18 protein-coding genes are annotated in these 17,770 nt (G+C 74.9%); 8 read left to right on the forward strand and 10 right to left on the reverse strand.

Annotation, left to right across the window (positions count from 1 at the left end; genetic code table 11):
• Positions 1 to 18 precede the first annotated feature (18 nt).
• The gene (locus DCS98_RS06620) at positions 19 to 996 is read right to left on the reverse strand and encodes a PDR/VanB family oxidoreductase (RefSeq protein ID WP_116450545.1); all 978 of its coding nucleotides are present in this window, start codon (positions 994 to 996) and stop codon (positions 19 to 21) included.
• 79 nt (positions 997 to 1,075) lie between these two features.
• Between DCS98_RS06620 and DCS98_RS06625 the strand changes: the two genes are divergently transcribed.
• Complete coding sequence (locus DCS98_RS06625) at positions 1,076 to 1,849, forward strand: IclR family transcriptional regulator (protein ID WP_116450546.1); 774 nt, start codon at positions 1,076 to 1,078, stop codon at positions 1,847 to 1,849.
• Positions 1,846 to 2,436 carry a 5-formyltetrahydrofolate cyclo-ligase gene (locus DCS98_RS06630; protein ID WP_116450547.1) on the forward strand — a complete coding sequence of 197 codons (591 nt, stop codon included), beginning with the start codon at positions 1,846 to 1,848 and terminating at the stop codon, positions 2,434 to 2,436. Before DCS98_RS06625 ends, DCS98_RS06630 begins: the two co-directional genes overlap by 4 nt.
• Here DCS98_RS06630 and DCS98_RS06635 read toward each other — a convergent pair.
• From DCS98_RS06635 to DCS98_RS06665, 7 genes are all read right to left on the reverse strand, one after another.
• Entirely contained in the window at positions 2,423 to 3,289 is an 867-nt protein-coding gene (locus DCS98_RS06635; protein ID WP_116450548.1) for an alpha/beta fold hydrolase, read from the reverse strand. The two genes, DCS98_RS06630 and DCS98_RS06635, sit on opposite strands and share 14 nt — an antisense overlap.
• Before the next feature lie 79 nt (positions 3,290 to 3,368).
• A complete protein-coding gene (locus tag DCS98_RS06640; protein WP_116450678.1) occupies positions 3,369 to 4,865 on the reverse strand; it encodes an aldehyde dehydrogenase family protein in 1,497 nt (498 codons plus the stop codon).
• Positions 4,862 to 5,791 carry a dihydropteroate synthase gene (gene folP, locus DCS98_RS06645; protein WP_241037269.1) on the reverse strand — a complete coding sequence of 310 codons (930 nt, stop codon included), beginning with the start codon at positions 5,789 to 5,791 and terminating at the stop codon, positions 4,862 to 4,864. Before folP ends, DCS98_RS06640 begins: the two co-directional genes overlap by 4 nt.
• Complete coding sequence (locus tag DCS98_RS06650; protein ID WP_116450549.1) at positions 5,788 to 6,426, reverse strand: cyclodeaminase/cyclohydrolase family protein; 639 nt, start codon at positions 6,424 to 6,426, stop codon at positions 5,788 to 5,790. Before DCS98_RS06650 ends, folP begins: the two co-directional genes overlap by 4 nt.
• The gene (gene pabB / locus DCS98_RS06655; protein ID WP_241037272.1) at positions 6,423 to 8,252 is read right to left on the reverse strand and encodes an aminodeoxychorismate synthase component I; all 1,830 of its coding nucleotides are present in this window, start codon (positions 8,250 to 8,252) and stop codon (positions 6,423 to 6,425) included. Before pabB ends, DCS98_RS06650 begins: the two co-directional genes overlap by 4 nt.
• Positions 8,242 to 9,102, reverse strand: coding sequence for a bifunctional methylenetetrahydrofolate dehydrogenase/methenyltetrahydrofolate cyclohydrolase FolD (gene folD, locus DCS98_RS06660; RefSeq protein ID WP_116450550.1), 861 nt, complete (start codon positions 9,100 to 9,102; stop codon positions 8,242 to 8,244). The genes pabB and folD overlap by 11 nt, the downstream gene beginning before the upstream one ends.
• Positions 9,103 to 9,144: 42 nt before the next feature.
• Complete coding sequence (locus DCS98_RS06665; protein ID WP_116450551.1) at positions 9,145 to 10,008, reverse strand: methylenetetrahydrofolate reductase; 864 nt, start codon at positions 10,006 to 10,008, stop codon at positions 9,145 to 9,147.
• Positions 10,009 to 10,342: 334 nt separating this feature from the next.
• On the opposite strand from DCS98_RS06665, the gene DCS98_RS06670 reads away from it, so the two are divergent.
• The 6 genes from DCS98_RS06670 (at position 10,343) to DCS98_RS06695 (ending at position 14,966) form a co-directional block, all read left to right on the forward strand.
• Positions 10,343 to 11,920, forward strand: a complete 1,578-nt coding sequence (locus DCS98_RS06670) for a PAS domain-containing sensor histidine kinase (RefSeq protein ID WP_116450552.1) — start codon at positions 10,343 to 10,345, stop codon at positions 11,918 to 11,920.
• Entirely contained in the window at positions 11,920 to 12,579 is a 660-nt protein-coding gene (locus DCS98_RS06675; protein ID WP_116450681.1) for a response regulator, read from the forward strand. The genes DCS98_RS06670 and DCS98_RS06675 overlap by 1 nt, the downstream gene beginning before the upstream one ends.
• A gap of 165 nt (positions 12,580 to 12,744) precedes the next feature.
• Positions 12,745 to 13,479, forward strand: coding sequence for an alpha/beta hydrolase (locus DCS98_RS06680; RefSeq protein ID WP_116450553.1), 735 nt, complete (start codon positions 12,745 to 12,747; stop codon positions 13,477 to 13,479).
• 1 nt (position 13,480) lies between these two features.
• Entirely contained in the window at positions 13,481 to 13,762 is a 282-nt protein-coding gene (locus DCS98_RS06685; RefSeq protein ID WP_116450554.1) for a muconolactone Delta-isomerase family protein, read from the forward strand.
• Positions 13,759 to 14,115, forward strand: a complete 357-nt coding sequence (gene ligA, locus DCS98_RS06690) for a protocatechuate 4,5-dioxygenase subunit alpha (protein WP_206340123.1) — start codon at positions 13,759 to 13,761, stop codon at positions 14,113 to 14,115. The genes DCS98_RS06685 and ligA overlap by 4 nt, the downstream gene beginning before the upstream one ends.
• 8 nt (positions 14,116 to 14,123) lie before the next feature.
• Complete coding sequence (locus DCS98_RS06695) at positions 14,124 to 14,966, forward strand: class III extradiol dioxygenase family protein (RefSeq protein ID WP_116450555.1); 843 nt, start codon at positions 14,124 to 14,126, stop codon at positions 14,964 to 14,966.
• A gap of 48 nt (positions 14,967 to 15,014) precedes the next feature.
• Here DCS98_RS06695 and DCS98_RS06700 read toward each other — a convergent pair whose 3' ends face one another.
• Together DCS98_RS06700 and DCS98_RS06705 are read right to left on the reverse strand one after the other, a co-directional pair.
• Complete coding sequence (locus DCS98_RS06700) at positions 15,015 to 16,373, reverse strand: aminomethyltransferase family protein (protein ID WP_116450556.1); 1,359 nt, start codon at positions 16,371 to 16,373, stop codon at positions 15,015 to 15,017.
• Positions 16,374 to 16,386: 13 nt separating this feature from the next.
• Positions 16,387 to 17,652 (reverse strand): MFS transporter, encoded by a 1,266-nt coding sequence (locus tag DCS98_RS06705; RefSeq protein WP_116450557.1) that lies wholly within the window; start codon positions 17,650 to 17,652, stop codon positions 16,387 to 16,389.
• Positions 17,653 to 17,770: the final 118 nt, after the last annotated feature.

Genomic DNA, 17,770 nt, shown 5'->3' on the forward strand with positions numbered 1-17,770 from the left:
TACAGGAAGTCCCGTGGGTCAGAGGTCGAGGACGAGGCGCTCGTCGCGCGAGCGGGAGACGCAGACGTACATGCAGTCGTCGGCCTCGCGCTCGTCGTCGTCGAGCAGGGCGTCGCGGTGATCGGGCCGGCCGGCGAGGACCGTGGTCTCGCAGGTGCCGCAGACGCCGCGGCGGCACGAGGAGAGGACCTCCACGCCCACCCGGTTGAGCGCCTCCAGCACGGTCAGGTCGGGGGTCACCGTCACGGTCGTGCCCGACCGCGCCAGCTCGACCTCGAACGGCGCGGTCCGCACCGGCGCACCGGCCTCCTCCGCGACGAACCGCTCGGTGCGCAGCGTGTGCGGCGGCCAGCCGGTGCAGGTCCGCTCCATGGCCGCGAGCAGGGGCCCGGGTCCGCAGGCGTAGATGCGGACGCCGTCCCGCGGTCCGCCGAGGAAGCCGGCCAGGTCCAGCAGGCCGTGCTCGTCCTCGGGCCGCACCAGGACCCGGTCCCCGTAGCCCTCGAGCTCCCCGAGGAAGGCCATCGAGCCGCGTCGCCGCCCGCCGTAGAGCAGCTGCCAGTCGGCGCCGAGCATCTCTGCCTGCCGCACCATCGGCAGGATCGGCGTGATGCCGATGCCCCCGGCCACGAACAGGTAGCGCTGCGAGGGCACGAGCGGGAAGTTGTTCCGCGGGCCGCCGACGCCCACGAGGTCGCCCACCTGCAGGGAGTCGTGGACGTAGCTCGAGCCCCCGCGGCCGGCCGGCTCCAGCAGCACGCCCACGCGGTAGGTGAGCGGGTCCCACCGGTCGCCGCACAGCGAGTACTGCCGGGTCATGCCGTTGGGCAGGACGAGGTCGATGTGCGAGCCCGGCGTCCAGTCGCGCAGCCGCCCGCCGGACGGCGCGGCGAGGTCGAGGGTGAGCACCCCCTCGGCCTGCATCGTCTTGGCCGTCACGCGCAGCATGGCGACGTCGGCGCCCACCGGGGTCGGAGCGGGGGAGACGGCGGTCATGGGGACCACGGTGGCCCGTCGGAGTGTGATCCGGGAAACATGCTCTCAATGGATGGGAGACCCGTGCCACACTGCTCCCGTGCCTCGTGTCGCGACGGGAGAGACGTCCCTGGCGCGCGCCGTCCGGATCCTCGAGTCGTTCACGCCCGACGAGCCCGAGCTCACCGTGACCGAGCTGGCCCGCCGGGCGGGGCTGCACCTCGCGACGGCCTCGCGCATCGTGGGCCAGCTCGTCGACCACGGCCTGCTCAGCCGGGGCCCGGACCGCGAGGTCCGCGTGGGCATCCGGATGTGGGAGCTGGCCTCGCGTGCCGCGCCCACCCGCTCGCTGCGCGACGCCGCGATGCCCTACCTCGAGGACCTGCACGCCGTGGTGGGCCACCACGCCCAGCTGGCGGTGCTGCACGGCGACGAGGTGATCTTCCTCGAGCGGCTGTCCGCGCGGGACGCCGTCGTCAACTACTCGCGGGTCGCCGGCCGGCTGCCGCTGCACATCTCGTCGTCCGGCGTCGTCCTCATGGCCTACGGCCCGGCCGGGCTGCAGGAGCGGGTGCTCGCCCGGCCGCTCGAGAGCCGGACCCCGGCGACGATCACCGACCCGGCCCGGCTGCGGGCCCTGCTCGACCAGGTGCGGCGCACCGGGTACGCGCTGCTGCCCGGCCACGTGCACCCGGACGCCGCCGGCATCGCGGTGCCGGTCCGGGACGGCCTCGGGGAGGTGGTGGCCGCGCTGTCGGTGATCGTCCCGAACGACGCCGGCGCCGTGTCCGCGGTGCCGGCCCTGCTGGCCGCCGCCCGCGGGATCGGGCGTGCGCTGCGCGCGGCGGGGTCGGTCCCTACGCTGCCGGGATGACCTCCCCCGAGAACCCGGTCGTGGTCAAGGACGAGCTCCGCGAGGGGCTGCTGTTCCGCCGGCGGTCGCGCCCGGCCGCCGAGCGCGCCGCCGCGGCGGAGGCGGTGGCCGCCGCGCTGCTGGCGGGGTTGCGGGGTGCGGGCACGCTGGCCGCCTTCGTCCCCGACCCCTCCGAGCCCGGGGCCGGCACGTTGCCCGACGCCTACGCCGACCTGGGCGCGCGCGTCCTGCTGCCGGTCATCCCCGCGCAGGGGCGCATCCTCGACTGGGCGGTGCACGCCGGCGTGCTGGAGGAGGGCCGGTTCGGCCTGTCCCAGCCGGTCGGCCCACGGCTCGGTCCCACCGCCATCGCCGAGGCCGACGCCGTCGTCGTCCCCGCGCTGGCCGTGGACCGTCACGGCATCCGGCTGGGCCGCGGCGGTGGCTACTACGACCGCGCGCTGGTGCACGCCCGGCCGGACGCCGTCCTCGTCACGGTGGTGTTCGACGACGAGCGGGTCGACGAGCTGCCGCGCGAGGCGCACGACCGCCCGGTGCGCGCGGTGGTGACGCCGTCGGGCGGCTGGCAGGAGCTCAGCGGCCGCTGAGCGCCTCCCGGACGGCCGCGGCGAACGCCTCGGGTTCCTCCAGCGGCACGAAGTGCCCGGAGTCCGGGAGGTGCGTCAGCGTCACGTCGGTGAAGAACTCGTCCAGCCGGTCGGACCACTCGACGGGGAAGAGCGGGTCGTGCGCCGGCCAGAGGGCGTGCGTCGGGACGGGAAGCCTCGCGTCCGGGGCCGGCGCCTGCTCGCCCAGCCCGCGGACCAGGATGCCCGGGCCCTGCCGGTACCAGCCGATCGACGCGGTGAAGGCCCCGGGCGCGGCGTAGGTCTCCGCCAGCCGGTCGAGGTCCTCGGCGGCCGGCGTGTACGCCGGGCCCGACCAGTGGGTCCAGAAGTGCTCGAGGTAGCTGCGCACCGCGTCCCGGTCGCCGTCGAGCAGCTGCTCGGCGAGGTCGAGGCGGTGGAAGTGCTGGTACCAGAACTCGCGGTGGACGTCGGGGCCGAGCAGCCGCTGCCCTGCGCCCGGCAGCGGCGGGGCCACCACCAGTGCACGCACGCGGCCGGGGGACTGCGCCGCGACGACCTGGGCGATGCGACTGCCGATGTCGTAGCCGGCCAGGACGACGTCCTCGAGGCCGAGCTCGTCGAGCAGCGCGGTGACGCTGCGCGCCTGGGCGGCGCCGGTGTACGCCTCGTCCGGATCGACGAGGTGCTTGTCGGACTCCCCGAAACCGCGCAGGTCGGGGACGACGACGTCGGCGGCGCCGGCCAGCAGCGGCCCCACCAGGCGGTAGTCGGAGCGGCCGCCGGGCCAGCCGTGCAGGAGCACGACCGGCGGCCCGTCACCGGTCCGGTCGTAGGCGAGCGAGAAACCGTCGACGGGCGAGCTGCGAGGCATGGGGCACCCAGGGGTTCGAGGGACGGGGACGGACCGTCCGGGCCGGCGGGGGAGCACCCCGCCGGCCCGGACGAGGCGATCAGTGCGCGGAGGCGGCGAGCGCGGCCGCGTCCAGGTGGGCGATCGAGCGGGTGTCCTGGAACGCGCGGATCCCCTCGATGCCCTGCTCGCGGCCCATGCCGGACTGCTTCATCCCGCCGAACGGGGCCCGCAGGTCCAGGCGTGTGGCCCCGTGGTCGTTGACCCAGACGTAGCCGCACGCCAGCTGTGCGCCCAGCCGGGTGGCGGCCTCGGTGTCCGCCGTCCAGACCGAGCCGCACAGCCCGCCCCACGTGTCGTTCGCCTGCCGCACGGCGTCGGCGTCGTCGTCGTAGGGGAGAACCGGGATCACCGGGCCGAACTGCTCCTGCGTGACGACCCGGAGCGACGGGTCGGGGTCGACGACGATGGCCGGGCGCAGGAAGTTGCCCTGGGCGAACTCGCCCTCGGGCAGGTCCCCGAACTCGAGCACGGTCGCGCCGGCGTCCTTGGCCTCCTCGATGATCTCGGAGACGAACGCCTTCTGGGCGCTCTGGTGCAGCGGGCCCATGGTCGTGCCCTCTGCCAGCCCGTGACCCAGGACGACCTTCTCCAACCGCGCCGAGAGCCCGGCCACGACCTCGTCCATGCGCGACCGGTGCGCGTAGATGCGCTTGGCCGCCATGCAGATCTGGCCGGTGGTGTCGAAGATCCCGGCGAACAGGCGGTCGAGGTGCTCGTCGTCGAGGACGGCGTCCTCGCGGATGATCGCCGCGTCGTTGCCGCCCAGCTCCAGGGTGACCCGGGTGAGGTTGCGGGAGGCCATCTCCATCATCCGCTTGCCGCCGTTGACGCTGCCGGTGAAGCAGACCTTGGCGATGTCGGGGTTGTCGATCAGGCCGGCCATCTCGCTGTCCCGGCCGGTCACCACGTTGAGCACGCCCGGGGGCAGCTTCTCGGCGACCCGCTGCACCAGCCGGGTGGTGGCCAGCGGCGTCGTGGGCGGGGGCTTGACGATCGCGGTGTTGCCGGCCAGCAGCGCGTGCGGGAGGGCCGCGCCGAGGATCGCGATCGGCCAGTTGAACGGCACGATGACCGTCACGACGCCGAGCGGCTGGTGGGCGACGGTCGTCTCGACGGGGATGCCCGGGGCCGGGGAGAGGACCTTGGTGGCGTCGACCTCCTCCGCGAGGGAGAGGGCCAGCTGCCACCGGATCTCGAACACCAGCGCGTCCACCCACGCCTCGTGGACGATCTTGCCGTTCTCCAGCGAGAGGATCCGGGCGTCCTCGTCGCGCTCGTCGGCGAGACCCTGGATCGCCGCGGCCATCTGCGCCGCGCGCTCGGTGGCCGGCAGCGCCGCCCACGCCGGGAACGCGGCCTTCGCCGCGGCGACGGCGTCGCTCACGTCCTGGGTCGACGCGGCCGCCGCGTGCCCCACGACGACACCCGGGCGCGCCGGGTCCACGACCTCGAGCGAGTCGTCGGTGGAGCGCACCTCCCCGCCGATGTAGAGCCCCGTCGTCACCGGAGCCGCCGTGTCCAACGTGCTCGTCATGCGGATCGCCACCTCTCTGTGTGTCCTTCGCGGGTGGGGATGCGCAGGCTGGCATCCCCGTCCGGCGCCCTGGGCGCCGAAGTCTGCGGGCGGGGCACCGGTGCCCCCGCGCCGACGGCGGCCACGACGCGCAGGGCGTCGGCGCTGCCGGTCACGTCGTGCACGCGCACTCCCCACGCGCCGGCGCGTGCGGCGAGGACCGACGTCGCCAGGGTCGCGCTGTCACGTGCGGCGGGCGGCCGGGGCGCACCGCCCGGGCCGGCCAGCACGGCGCCGAGGAACCGCTTCCGGGAGGCGCCGACCAGGACCGGGAAGCCGAGGTCGACGATCCGATCCAGGCCGGCCAGCAGGGCCAGGTCGTGCTCGGGCTGCTTCGCGAACCCGAGCCCCGGGTCGACGACGATGCGGTCGGCCGCCACGCCTGCGGTCAGCGCGGCGTCCACCCGCCGGCAGAGCTCCCGGCGCACGTCGGTCACGACGTCGTCGTACACGGCCCTGACGTCCATGTCGCGGCTCTCGCCCCGTCGGTGCATGAGCACCCAGGGCACACCGGCCGCGGCGACGAGCGGAGCCATGCCGGGATCGGCCGTCCCGCCGCTGACGTCGTTCACCATCACCGCACCCGCTGCGAGCGCGGCCCGTGCGACCACCGCCCTGGTGGTGTCGATGCTGACCGCGATCCCCAGCCGGGCCAGTTCCGCGACCACGGGCAGCACCCGCCGGCACTCCTCCTCGGGGGCCACCCGGCCGGCACCGGGCCGCGTCGACTCCCCGCCGACGTCGACGTAGTCCGCGCCTGCGGCCGCCATCCCCGCGCCGTGCGCGACGGCGGCCCCGAGGCCCTCGTGCAGACCGCCGTCGGAGAACGAGTCGGGGGTGACGTTGAGGATCCCCATCACGACGCAGCGGCCCGGCCGGCGGATCACGGGGCGGCCTCCGACCGCATCCTGGCGCGCACCCCGGCCTCGACGTCGTCGGCCCGGCGCGCCAGGTCCTCGACGGCCGCGACGGCCGACACCAGGCGGGCGCGCGCCTCCTCGTCCCGGATGCCGGGCAGGTTGGCCTCGACCGCCAGACGCGCCGTCGTGGCGGCCGCCCGGGCCGCGGCGGTCGCCGCGGCCACGTCGCTGACCAGGTTCGGGTTGGCCACCGGCAGCACCCGCGCCGCCAGCGACATCAGCTCGGCGGCCGCCTCCAGGACGGCCAGCGGCGGGCGGGTCGCGGCCAGCTGCACCTCGGAGAGGCGGCGGGACCGCGCCGCCTTCTCGTCGTCCGTTCCGCGGGGCAGCTTCATCGCCTCGGCCACCGCGGCGAACGCCGCCTCGTCATCGGCGGCCGACCGCAGGCACACGTCACGGAGCCCGTCCGCGGTCGCCACGATCTCGCCGACGACCTCCGCGTGCTCCTCGTCCCTGGTGAACCGGCCCACCATGGCGACCAGCGAGGCCGACAGCGCCGCCTCGACGGCGGCCGTGGCACCGGCGCCCGGCGCGGAGATGCGGGCGGCCAGCTGACCGAGGAAGTCGCCGATCGACTGGCCGTCGAGCTCGTCGCGGCTCACGGGCCACCCACCGGCGCGGGTGCGACCGCGGCCCGGGCCCGGTCGTGCCCGCGGAGGAGCCGTGCCCGCCGCCGGCCGCGCAGCGAGTTGAGCACCACCACCTCCTGGGCGCGGTACAGGTCGGCCACCGTGAGCACGCGCTCGTGCAGCCGGCCGCTCTCGAGCAGCCGCGCCCGCTCGACACCGGGCAGGCAGCCCGACGTCGTGGGCGGCGTCCACCACCGGCCCCCGATGCGCAGGGCCAGGTTCGCCGTGGTCGTCTCGGTCAGCTCGCCGTCCTGGTTCACAAGGATCACGTCGTCGGCCTCCGGGTGCCGGAGGGCTCGCGTCAGGTAGACCTCGCGGCGGGTGGTCTTGTGCTGCAGCCAGGGGCTCGCGGCGTCGACGGGGTCGTCGTCCACGGCGAGGCGGACCGGCCGGGCGACCACGGGCGGCATCGCCTGCAGGTCGACCTCGACCGCACCGGAACGGGACAGCAGGACCCGGACGCGGGCCGGCTCGGTCCGTCCGGCGACCGACCGCTCCAGGCGGGCCAGGACCTCCGCGCGGTCGCAGCGGAAGCCGGCCCAGTCGGCCGAGTCGGCCATCCGCGCGAGGTGCCGGTCGACGTGCCGCAGCCCCTCCCCGGGGACGAACGCCAGCGTCTCGAGGAGCCGGTGCTCGGCCGGGTCGTGCGCCAGCACCGCCGCCTTGGTGCGCAGCTCCGCGCGCTCGTGCGCCGCCTGGGACCCCCACGTGATGCCGCCGCCGGCCCCGTAGACGGCGCTCCCGGTGGCCCGGTGGACGACGGCGGTGCGGATGGCGACGTTGAAGCGGGCCCGGAACGGGGCGGTCGGGGGAGCGACCAGCCCGACGGCGCCGCAGTAGACGCCGCGGGGGGTCGGCTCCAGGTCGGCGATCAGCTGCATCGTGCGGCGCTTGGGGGCGCCGGTGACCGATCCGCAGGGGAACAGCGCGCGGAACAGGTCGAGCAGGCCGGTCCCCGGCCGAACGCGGGCGCTCACCTGCGACGTCATCTGCCACACGGTGGGGTACCGCTCGAGGGCGAACAGGTCGTCGACCGCCACGCTGCCGACCTCGGCCACCCGGCCGAGGTCGTTGCGGAGCAGGTCGACGATCATGAGGTTCTCGGCCTGCTCCTTGGCGCTGGAGCGCAGGCGGCGGCTCTGCTCGCCGTCCTCGGTGGTCGTGCGGCCGCGCGCGGCGGTGCCCTTCATCGGCCGGGTCCGGACGACGTCGCCCGCCCACTCGAAGAACAGCTCGGGGCTGGCGCTGGCCACCACGTGGCGGCCGAGGTCGAGGTAGGCGTTGTACGCACCGCGCTGGGCCAGCGCCAGGCGCGCGTACAGCTCCTCGGGGTCCCCGGCCGCGGACGTGCGCAGCCGGTCGGTGAGGTTGCACTGGTAGGTCTCGCCGGCGGCGATGTGCTCGCGCACCCGGGCGACGGCACGGGCGTGCTCGTCGTCGCTCCAGTCGGCCGGCCACGGGGCCGGCGGCTCGCCGAGCCCCTCCGGAGCCGTCACCGGCTCGACCGCGGTGGGCTCGCCGCACAGGCCGAACCACACCAGCGGCGGCCCGTCGGGCGAGGAGGGCCCGCCGGGCAGCAGCGGGTCCAGACCCGAGGCCGCCTCGTAGGCCACGTGGCCGAAGGCCCAGCTGCCGGCCTCCGTCGCGTCGTGGACGCGCTGCAGCACGTCCGCGACCTCGTCCGGCCGCACCGCCGTCAGGACCTCGCTCGGCGGGGGGCAGAGCAGTGCCGTCCCGGCACGGAGGTCGTCGAACCGAGCCCACGGCCGGGGCACCAGGCCCCCGCCGTCAGTCGCCACGGCCCTGCTGGGCCCTCGCCGCGGTGAGGGTGTTGGCCAGCAGCATCGCGATCGTCATCGGGCCGACACCGCCCGGTACGGGCGTGATCGCCCCCGCGACCTCGACGACGTCGTCGAACTCGACGTCGCCGCGCAGGCCGTTCTCCCCGCGGTGGATGCCGACGTCGATGACCGTCGCCCCGGGCTTCACGGCGTCCGCGCCGACGATGCCCGGGATCCCCGCCGCCACCACCAGCACGTCGGCGCGCCGGCACACCTCCGCGAGGTCGCGGGTGCGCGAGTGGCACACGGTCACCGTCGCGTTCTCGGCCAGGAGCAGCTGGGCCATCGGCTTGCCCACGAGCACCGAGCGGCCGACGACGACCGCCTCGGCGCCCGGGAGCGGGACGTCGTACTCCTCGAGCAGCGTCATGACACCCGCCGGCGTGCACGGGCGCAGCCCGGGCCGGCCCTGCGCCAGCAGGCCGGCGTTGGCGGTGGTGAGCCCGTCGACGTCCTTCTCGGCGGGGATCCGGGCGACCAGCGCGTCGGAGTCCAGGTGCTTCGGCGTCGGCAGCTGCAGCAGGATCCCGGACACCGCCGGGTCGGCGGCCAGCTCGTCGATCAGCGCGGCCGCCGTCTCCTGGTCGACGTCCCCGGGCAGGTGCCGGTGGAGGTCCTGCATCCCCGCCTCGACGGACAGGCGCCGCTTGTTGCGGACGTAGACCTCCGACGCGGGGTCGTCGCCGACGAGCACGGTCGCCAGCCCCGGCGCGGTCCCGCCGGCCGAGACGAGCTCCTGCACGCCGCGGCCGACCTCCTCGCGCACGCGGCGGGCCACGGCGGTGCCGTCGATCAGGCGTGCGGTCACCGGGGACTCCAGGGGCGGCTCAGGATCTCGGGCAGGGTCGTGTCAGGCAAGGTCGCTCAGCATCTGCTGCCGCCACGCCTCGGTCGGGCCGAGGTCGTTGAACGTGAAGACGTGGAAGCCCTCGATGTTGTTGTCCGGCTGGCCCATGTGCGGGGCCAGCCCCTTGATGATCTTGTTCGGACTGTAGCCGCCGGGCACGAAGAACCGCCAGAACAGGTTCTGCTGCTTCTTGAGGAACTTCGCCGACTCGCCGATGCCCAGCCCGCCCGAGACCCGCAGCAGCTTCTGGCGGTGGACGGCGCCCGGGACGCCGACGTGCACCGGCAGGTCGATGCCGCGGTTCTTCAGCTCGCGGGCCCACCGCAGGATGACGGCGGGGTCGAAGACGATCTGGGTCTTGATGTGGGTGGCCAGGGGGGCCTTGTCCTTGAGCGCCTGGAAGAGCGTGTCCTCCGATGCGACCGGGTGGCCCTCCGGGTGGCCGCCGATGCCGATCTCGGTGAACCCGTGGTCGAGCTCGTGCAGCGCCACGAGCAGGTCGTGTGCGTGGCGGAACTCCGTGGGGTCGTCGGTCGGGTCGCCGCCCACGACGAAGACCTCGGTGATGCCGGCCTCCCGGCAGCGGGCCACGACGTCGGCCAGGTGGGCCCGGTCGCGCACCTGCTGCGCCGACAGGTGGGGGGCCACGTTGTACCCGTGACCGACCAGGGCGACGGTCAGGTCGATGGTGGCGTCCTGCCCCTTGGCGGGGGAGGCGGTGACCGTCAGCCGCACGTCCTTCGGGACGTTGTCGAGCACGGCCTGCTCGGTCTTCTTGAACGGGATCACCTCGTAGCCGAGGTGGTCGAACGCCCGCCTCATCGAGGTCCGGCTCGCTGCGTCCCGGAAGGTCAGCGCGCGCTTCACATGGGTCTCCTCTGCACGGGCCGGACGGGGGACCCCCCGCGACGGCCGTCGGTGGCACCCCGCCGGGCCGCCCCGCGGGGCAGGGGCCGGGCGGTGGTCCGCATACCCACCATGGTGACCGGCATCACCCGGTGCTGGGCACGGAGATATGGCCCCGCCGCTCACGCCGGATCGGTCGTCGTCCCTGCGTCAATCGTCGCGGTGTGGTCGACCGGTCCCACCCCGGCCGGGTGGACCGGCCCCTCCGCCCCGCACCGGGCGGCCCCGGCGTGTCAGCATCTGTCCAGGGTGACCGGGACCACCGGTCCGGGGATCGAGCGCCGAGGAGGGCCGGGTGGAACCACGAGGACGGGTCGCCGTGGCCCCGTCGGCCACCTCGGACGACGACGTCGTGCGGCACGCCCCGGACGGCCTCGCGGTCATCGACTCGGGCGGGCGCTTCGTCGAGGCCAACCCCGCCGCCGCCCACCTGTGCGGGCTGGACCCGGCCTCGGTCGCGGGCATCCCCTCGCCGTTCCCCGCTCCGGACCTCTCGGACGCGCAGCGGACCGGTGAGCAGACCGTCACCTGGCGGGAGCCTGTGACCGGCCGGCGGCGCGAGTTCGCCTACGTCCTCGCCTCGGTCCCGGGCACGACGCGGTGGATCGCGTCCTTCCGCGACGTGACCGTGGGCCGGTTGCGGGAGCGGCGGCTGGCGGCGATCGCGAAGGCCGCCTCCGACGTCGCCTCGAAGCGCTCCCTGATCGGCACGCTCGAGGCGCTGGCCCAGGAGGTGGCGCGCACCGACGGGCTCGCCGGCGTCCAGGTCCTGACCGTGAACTCGACCGGGGACCGGCTGCACGTGATGGGCTCCTCCGGCTTCGGCCGCGGGTCGGAGTTCTTCGACAAGCTCATGGCCTGCCGGGCCCGGGGTGCCCGGCTGCTCATGCTCGAGGCGCTCGAGACGCGGGAGCCGCTCATCGCGGCGAACCGGTACGACGCGGTCATGCAGGACCCTGCCTGGGAACCGCTGCACGACGTCATGGGCTCGCCCCTGTGGGACTGGTTCGCCAGCGTGCCCCTCCTCGCCCGCGGGGAGCCGGTCGGCATCCTCAACGCCTTCTTCACACCCGGTCAGGAGGTCGGTGAGAGCGAGCTGGAGTTCCTGCTGGCCATGGCCGAGCAGGCCGCGATGGCCGTCGACCACGCCGCCCTGCTGGAGCGGGAGCGCGACGTCGCCCGCCGCGAGGAGCGCCAGAAGCTGGCCCGCGACCTGCACGACTCGGTCGTGCAGCAGGTCTTCTCGATGATGATGCAGGCCCGGTCGCTGGGGGTGCTCGTCGCCCGCGGGCTGCCGCCCACGCCGGAGAAGGTGGCCCAGGTCGCCGACGACCTGAGCGGCAGCGCCGAGGCCGTGCTCGCGGACCTGCGCGGCATGGTGGTGGAGCTGCGGCCGGCGGCGACCACGGCGAGCGGGTTGTCCTCGGCCCTGCGCTCGCTTGTGGAGACGACCTCCGCCCGCACGGGGATCGACGTCTCCCTCGAGATGGAGGACCCGGCCGACGACCTGTCGGGCCTGGACGCCGACCTGCTCGAGGACGTCTACCGGGTCCTGGCCGAGGCCCTGCACAACAGCGTGAAGCACGCGGGTGCGTCGAGGATCCGCCTCCGGCTCGCCGTGACCGCCCGCGGCCGCCGGGGCCGGCTCGCGGCCGAGGTCACCGACGACGGCCGGGGCATGGGAGCCGAGAGCGTCGCCGGGCCCTCCGGCGGCTCGGGGTCGAGCGGGATGGGGATGAGCGTGATGCGCGAGCGCGCGGCCCGGTGGGGCGGCGTCGTCCAGGTGCGGCAGCCGGCGCGTGGCGGGACGACGGTCCGCATGAGCCTGCCCCTGCCCACCTCGTTGCCGGCCCGGCCGGGAGCGCCGTCGTGATGCCCTCCGGTCCGATCAGGGTGCTGGTGGTGGACGACCACGCCGTCGTCCGCCGCGGCGTCGTCGCCTACCTGGAGGCGCTCGAGGACGTCGAGGTCGCCGGCGAGGCCGGGGACGGCCAGGAGGCGCTGGACCGGCTCGCGAAGGGGGCCGCCCTCGGCGAGCTGCCCGACGTCGTCCTCATGGACCTGCAGATGCCCGGCATGGACGGCGTCACCGCGACAGCGGAGGTGCTGCGCCGGTTCCCCGAGCTCAAGGTGGTCATCCTCACCAGCTTCGGCGAGGCCGAGCGGGTGCACGCGGCGCTGGAGAACGGGGCGTCGGGCTATCTGCTCAAGGACGCCGGCCCGGCGGAGGTGGACGCCGCGCTGCGTGCGGCGGTCCGCGACGAGGTCTTCCTCGACGCGGCGGTGACCCGCCGGCTCGCGCAGGAGATCCGGGCGCCGCGCTCGGGCCTCGGCGTCCTCACCACGCGCGAGCGGGAGGTCCTCGTCCTGGTCGCGGAGGGCCGGTCCAACAAGGACATCGCCCGGCACCTGCTGATCAGCGAGCGGACCGCCCGGTCGCACGTCAGCCACCTGCTCACGAAGATGGGGCTCACCTCGCGGACCCAGGCGGCGCTGCTCGCCGTCAAGGAGGGCCTCGTCCAGCCCCGCTGACGCCCGCGCCGCGGCACGGCCACGACGGATGACGCGGCCGGTTCCTGCCGCTTCGGTGGCGCCGTCGTGACATCGGGCCGATCCCGTCCGCCGTCGGCGTGCCTACGGTGGCGGGGGAGTGGGCACAGGTGTGCCCGGAGGTCCCCGGCGTCGGAGGAGGAGTGCATGACCGCGTTCGTGCTCGTGCACGGCGCCTGGCACGGCGGCTGGTGCTGGGACCGGGTGGCCCCGCTGCTGCGCGCGGCCGGGCACGAGGTGCACGCGCCCACCCTCACCGGGCTCTCGGAGCGGGCGCACCTGCTCTCGCCGCTGGTCGGGTTGGAGACGCACGTCGAGGACGTCGTCCGGGTGGTCGACACCTTCGGGCTCACCGACGTCGTCCTGGTCGGCCACAGCTACGCCGGGCAGGTCGTCACCGCCGTCGCGGACCGCCGTCCCGGCGCCGTCGCGCAGCGCGTGTACCTCGACGCGTTCGTCGGCTCCGACGGCGAGGCGGCCCGCGACCTCCTGCCCGAGACCGTCGAGCACCACTGGGCGGAGTCGGCCGCCGAGCAGGGCTTCGGCTGGCTCGTGCCGGTGCGCAAGCTGTCGGTCCTCGGCGTGACCGAGCAGGCGGACGTCGACTGGCTGACCCCGAGGCTCACCCCGCACCCGTGGAAGACCTACACCGACCCGCTGCGGCTGACCGGTGCGGTCGACGAGGTCCCCGCGGCGTTCGTCGAGTGCGTGAGCTGGATGCGCGTCTTCGCGGGCCAGGCCGACCGCGCCCGCGCGCACGGCTGGCCGGTGCACGAGCTGGAGACCGGCCACGAGGCGATGGTCACCGCGCCGCAGGAGCTGGCCCGCGTGCTGGTCGGGATCGCCGGGACGATCGAGTCGTCCGAGAAGGAAGGTGTCTGACGTGGAGTTCCTCGTCCGGTCGGAGAACCGGCTGCCGGTGGACACCCCGCCGGAGCGGCGGGAGGAGCTGCGGGCGGGTGAGCGCGCCCGGGCGATGGAGCTGCGCGCCGCCGGGATCCTGAAGCGGCTGTGGCGGGTCCCCGGCCGCAACGCGACCGTCGGTCTCTACGAGGCCGAGGACCCGGCCGCCCTGCACGACGCGCTGATGTCGCTGCCGATGGCCCCGTGGCTCGACGTGCACGTCGAGGCGCTGGCCACCCACCCGCAGGAGCGGCAGTCGTGACGGCGGGCCGCCGGGACCTGCCGGGCACCCCCATCTTCGACGGCGACAGCAGCCGGCGGGGGCTGCGCATGAACAAGCTGTTCATGAGCCTGCGCGACGCCGCCGCCCGGGAGCGCTTCCTCGCCGACGAGGCCGCCTACTGCCAGGAGTTCGGGCTCACGGCCGAGCAGCAGCAGGCGGTGCTGGACCGCGACTGGCAGGCGATGATCGACCTCGGCGGCAGCATCTTCTACGTGTACAAGCTGGCGATGATGGACGGCCGGTCGATGCAGTACCTCGGCGGTGTGTTCACGGGCATGGGCGAGGAGGACTTCCTCGCCGCGATGCGAGCGGGAGGACGCAGGGATGGCTGAGGTGTCTCGTGGCTGAGGTGATCTGGGGTCTGGCGACCTCGCACGTGCCGTCGATCGGCGCGGCGATGGACCGCGGCAAGACCGACGACCCGAACTGGAAGGCGCTGTTCGACGGCTACGCGCCCGCGCGGGCCTGGCTGGCCGAGCACCGGCCGGACGTGGCGATCGTCGTCTACAACGACCACGCCAACGGCATCGACCTCGACTTCGTGCCCACCTTCGGGCTGGGCACCGCCGAGCGGTACGAGGTCGCCGACGAGGGCTTCGGGCGCCGTCCCGTGCCCGACGTGGTCGGCCACCCCGAGCTCTCCCTGCACCTGGTCGAGAGCCTGATCGACGAGGAGTTCGACCTCACCGTCTTCCAGGAGCTGCACGTCGACCACGGCTTCACCGTCCCGCTGTCGGTGTGGACCCCCGACCCCGGGGACTCCTGGCCGTGCCCGGTCGTCCCCCTGCTGGTCAACGTCATCCAGTACCCGCAGCCCACGGCGGCCCGCTGCTGGGCGCTCGGCCAGGCCCTCGGGCGGGCCATCCGCAGCTTCCCGGAGGACATCACGGTCGGCGTGCTCGGCACCGGCGGCATGTCGCACCAGCTGGCAGGGGCGCGGGCGGGCTTCATCAACCCCGACTTCGACCACATGTGGATGGAGACCATCCAGACCGACCCGGCGAAGCTGGCCGCGCTCTCCCGCGAGGAGCTGATCACCCAGGCGGGCTCGGAGGGGATCGAGCTCATCATGTGGCTGGTCATGCGCGGGGCGATGAACGACCAGATCACCAAGGTGCACTCGGACTACTTCGTGCCCGCGTCCAACACCGCGGCCGGCATCGCCCTGTTCGACAACCGCTAGGAGGAACCCCCGGACGGGTCGTCCGGGGGCCCTTCCTGCGTCCGCGGGTCAGCCGGCCCGGTAGGTGTCCCGCGCGTCGTAGGGCGCGGGGGCGACCACGGCGCGGATCTGCACCTGCACGTGCGGCTCGACCGCCGGCTTCGCCGACACCGGGTCCTCGCCCCACACGACGGTGACCTCGGTGCCCGGCTCGGCCAGCGCCGTGTCGACGGTCGCGAGGGAGACCATCTGGCGCTCGTTGGCCAGGTACCCGCAGTCCAGCGAGATGCCGACCCGCTGCCCGTCCACGAGCACCTCGTCCTCGTGGTGGGTGGCGTACCGGGCCTTGGGCATCTCGATGTACTTGGCGCCCGGGCCCGGCCGGTAGAGCGAGCCGACGGCGGCGGTGACGTCGTCGGCGTCCCAGACGAGGGTGACCTTGGTGCGCGGCGGCGCGCTCCGCCCCATCTCCTCGAGGGCCGCGCGGCCGACGAAGTCGTGGTCGAACCTGATCGTCTTGCCGTAGCCGACGTCGTAGGGGGTCAGGTAGTAGTCGGCGATGTCGGGGGAGCCGAGGCTGCCGCCGAGGGAGCCGACCTTCCCGAGGGGCAGCCAGTCGCGGTACTCGGCCAGCAGCGGGTCGTCGCCGAAGATGGCCGGCAGGGGCGCCGGCACCCAGCCGGAGCCGAGGTTCGCCGTCGAGTAGGCCTTGGCGCCGACGCGGACGAGCCCGTGGTCGGCTCCGGCCCCGACCAGCGCGTCGAGCACCGCCTCGCCGTCCTCCCAGGGCCCGAACAGCTCGAAGCCGGGCTGGCCGGCCATGCCGTGCCGCAGGGCCCGGGCCCGCCGTCCGGCGATGGTGAACTCGGCCATGCTGAAGAACCGCGCGTCCGGGACGGGGGATCCGGAGACCTGCTCGAGGAGGGCGAGGGACGTCGGCCCCTGCAGCTCGTAGCGGTAGAGCTTCGGCGGACCGGACCGCCGGACGATGGAGTTGTCGTCGCGCTCGGCGCGCGCGTCGTAGCCGCCCCGCTCGAGGTGGAAGGTCACCCAGTCGATCGCCATGGGGTGGCCGACGAGGTCGAACGACCCCTCGTCGAGGTGGAAGAGGATCGCGTCGCCGATGAGGTGGCCGTCGGGGCCGACGGCGACGAACTGCTTGGCCTTGCCCGGGCCGAAGCCGGCGAAGGTGTTGACGGCGAGGTCGCTGAACAGCCGCAGTGCGTCCGGCCCCTCGACGAAGAGGTCGGTCATGTGGTGCGACTGGTCGAGCAGCGCGCAGCTCTCCAGCCACGCCCGCTGCTCCGACCGCCAGTTGGTGAACTCGGGCCTGACCGGGAAGGTGCTCGGCGGGAAGGCGAGGTTCCGGAGGAGCTCCACCGGGCTGCCGGCACGGGCGAGGGCCGAGGCCAGGCTCTCGGAGGACATGTCGGACGACCTTTCATCGGAGGGGCGGACCGGCAGGCGCGCTGCCGGGAGACGAGGGCCGGCCGGCGCGCGCGGCCCGGGGGAGGAGCACGGCCCCGGTCGCGACGAGCCCGGTGGCGCACACCAGCAGGGCCGACTGCGGGGTTCCCCGTGCGAGGGCCGCCCCCACGGCGACCACCACGGGCGGACCCAGCAGCTGGCCGACGGCCGAGCCCTGGGTCACCAGGCCGATCGACGCACCGGCCTTGTCCGTGCCCGCCGAGACCGCGGCCAGGGCGGCGAAGAGGGCGGACGGGACCAGCCCGGCCACGAACGAGAAGGCCACGGCCGACGCGACCCGCACCCCGAGGGGGAGCGCCGGGTCGAGCACCCCCCACACGGTCACGGCCATGCCGGCGCACCCGGTGAGGATCACCCGCCGCAACGGCGCCCCGCGGTGCAGCAGGTAGGCGCCGAGCAGGTTGGCGGGCGCGTTCACCAGGAAGACGACGGCGCCGATCACCCCCGCCGTGGCGACCGACAGCCCGTCGTCGGCGACCAGGGCGGCGGGCAGCAGGCCGACGACGGCGAGGTACTGGGCCGCGTAGAGGGCGAACACCACCGTGATGACGACGACGGACGGCGTGCGGAACGCGCCCACCAGCCCCTGCACCGACGGGCGCCGGCGCGCGGAGGCCGACGGCACCCAGCGGAGGACGACGAGGAGGACCGCCGCGGCGAGGCAGGCGTCGGCGACCGACGCGCCCCGCCAGCCGACGAGGCCGATCGCGGCGGGCACGAGCAGCGCTGCCAGCCCCGAGCCGACGGGCATGTACGCGCCCCACGCGCCGGCGACGAGCCGCCGGTGGGCCGGGCCGGACACCTCGGAGAGCAGCGGTGGCGCCGCGAGGATCACCATCACCAGGCCGACGCCCTCGCCGACCCGGGCGACCAGGAGACCCGCCAGGGAGTCCACGGCCGCGCCGCCCAGGTCGGCCAGGACGATAGCGGCCAGGCCGAGCCGCACCTGGCGGCCGAAGCCGACCGTCTGGCCCAGCCACCCGAGCAGCACGCCGCCGATCGCGCCGAGGGCGCTCACCGTCGAGAGGTACCAGGCGGCGGTGCCCGGGCTCAGCCCGAACTCCTCCCGCAGGACCGGCAGCGCGGCCGCGGCGCCCCCGATCTGGGCCGCGGCGACCACCCCGGCACCCATGAGGCCGGCGACGGCGCCCCACGACGTCGCGCCGGGGGAGACCGGGGTCCGGGCAGGGGACGTCGAGCCTCCCGGCCGACGCGCCATCGGCTGCCCCCTCTCGCGGTCGCGACCCCGCCACTCTGTCCGATGCCCAGGCCGTCCCGGAACGCGTCAAATGACCCGGAGAGGCCGTCATCCGACGCACGCCGAGCGGCCGGAACGG

It is taken from the genome of Blastococcus litoris (genome assembly GCF_003075095.1).
Lineage (GTDB): Bacteria > Actinomycetota > Actinomycetes > Mycobacteriales > Geodermatophilaceae > Blastococcus_B > Blastococcus_B litoris.

Bases quoted from the DNA above. Each gene is read 5' to 3' on its own strand.
- DCS98_RS06620 (WP_116450545.1), bottom strand. From the start codon at position 996: ATGACCGCCGTCTCCCCCGCTCCGACCCCGGTGGGCGCCGACGTCGCC.
- DCS98_RS06680 (WP_116450553.1), top strand. From the start codon at position 12,745: ATGACCGCGTTCGTGCTCGTGCACGGCGCCTGGCACGGCGGCTGGTGC.
- DCS98_RS06635 (WP_116450548.1), bottom strand. From the start codon at position 3,289: ATGCCTCGCAGCTCGCCCGTCGACGGTTTCTCGCTCGCCTACGACCGG.
- DCS98_RS06705 (WP_116450557.1), bottom strand. From the start codon at position 17,652: ATGGCGCGTCGGCCGGGAGGCTCGACGTCCCCTGCCCGGACCCCGGTC.
- DCS98_RS06700 (WP_116450556.1), bottom strand. From the start codon at position 16,373: ATGTCCTCCGAGAGCCTGGCCTCGGCCCTCGCCCGTGCCGGCAGCCCG.
- DCS98_RS06675 (WP_116450681.1), top strand. From the start codon at position 11,920: ATGCCCTCCGGTCCGATCAGGGTGCTGGTGGTGGACGACCACGCCGTC.
- DCS98_RS06630 (WP_116450547.1), top strand. From the start codon at position 1,846: ATGACCTCCCCCGAGAACCCGGTCGTGGTCAAGGACGAGCTCCGCGAG.
- DCS98_RS06640 (WP_116450678.1), bottom strand. From the start codon at position 4,865: ATGACGAGCACGTTGGACACGGCGGCTCCGGTGACGACGGGGCTCTAC.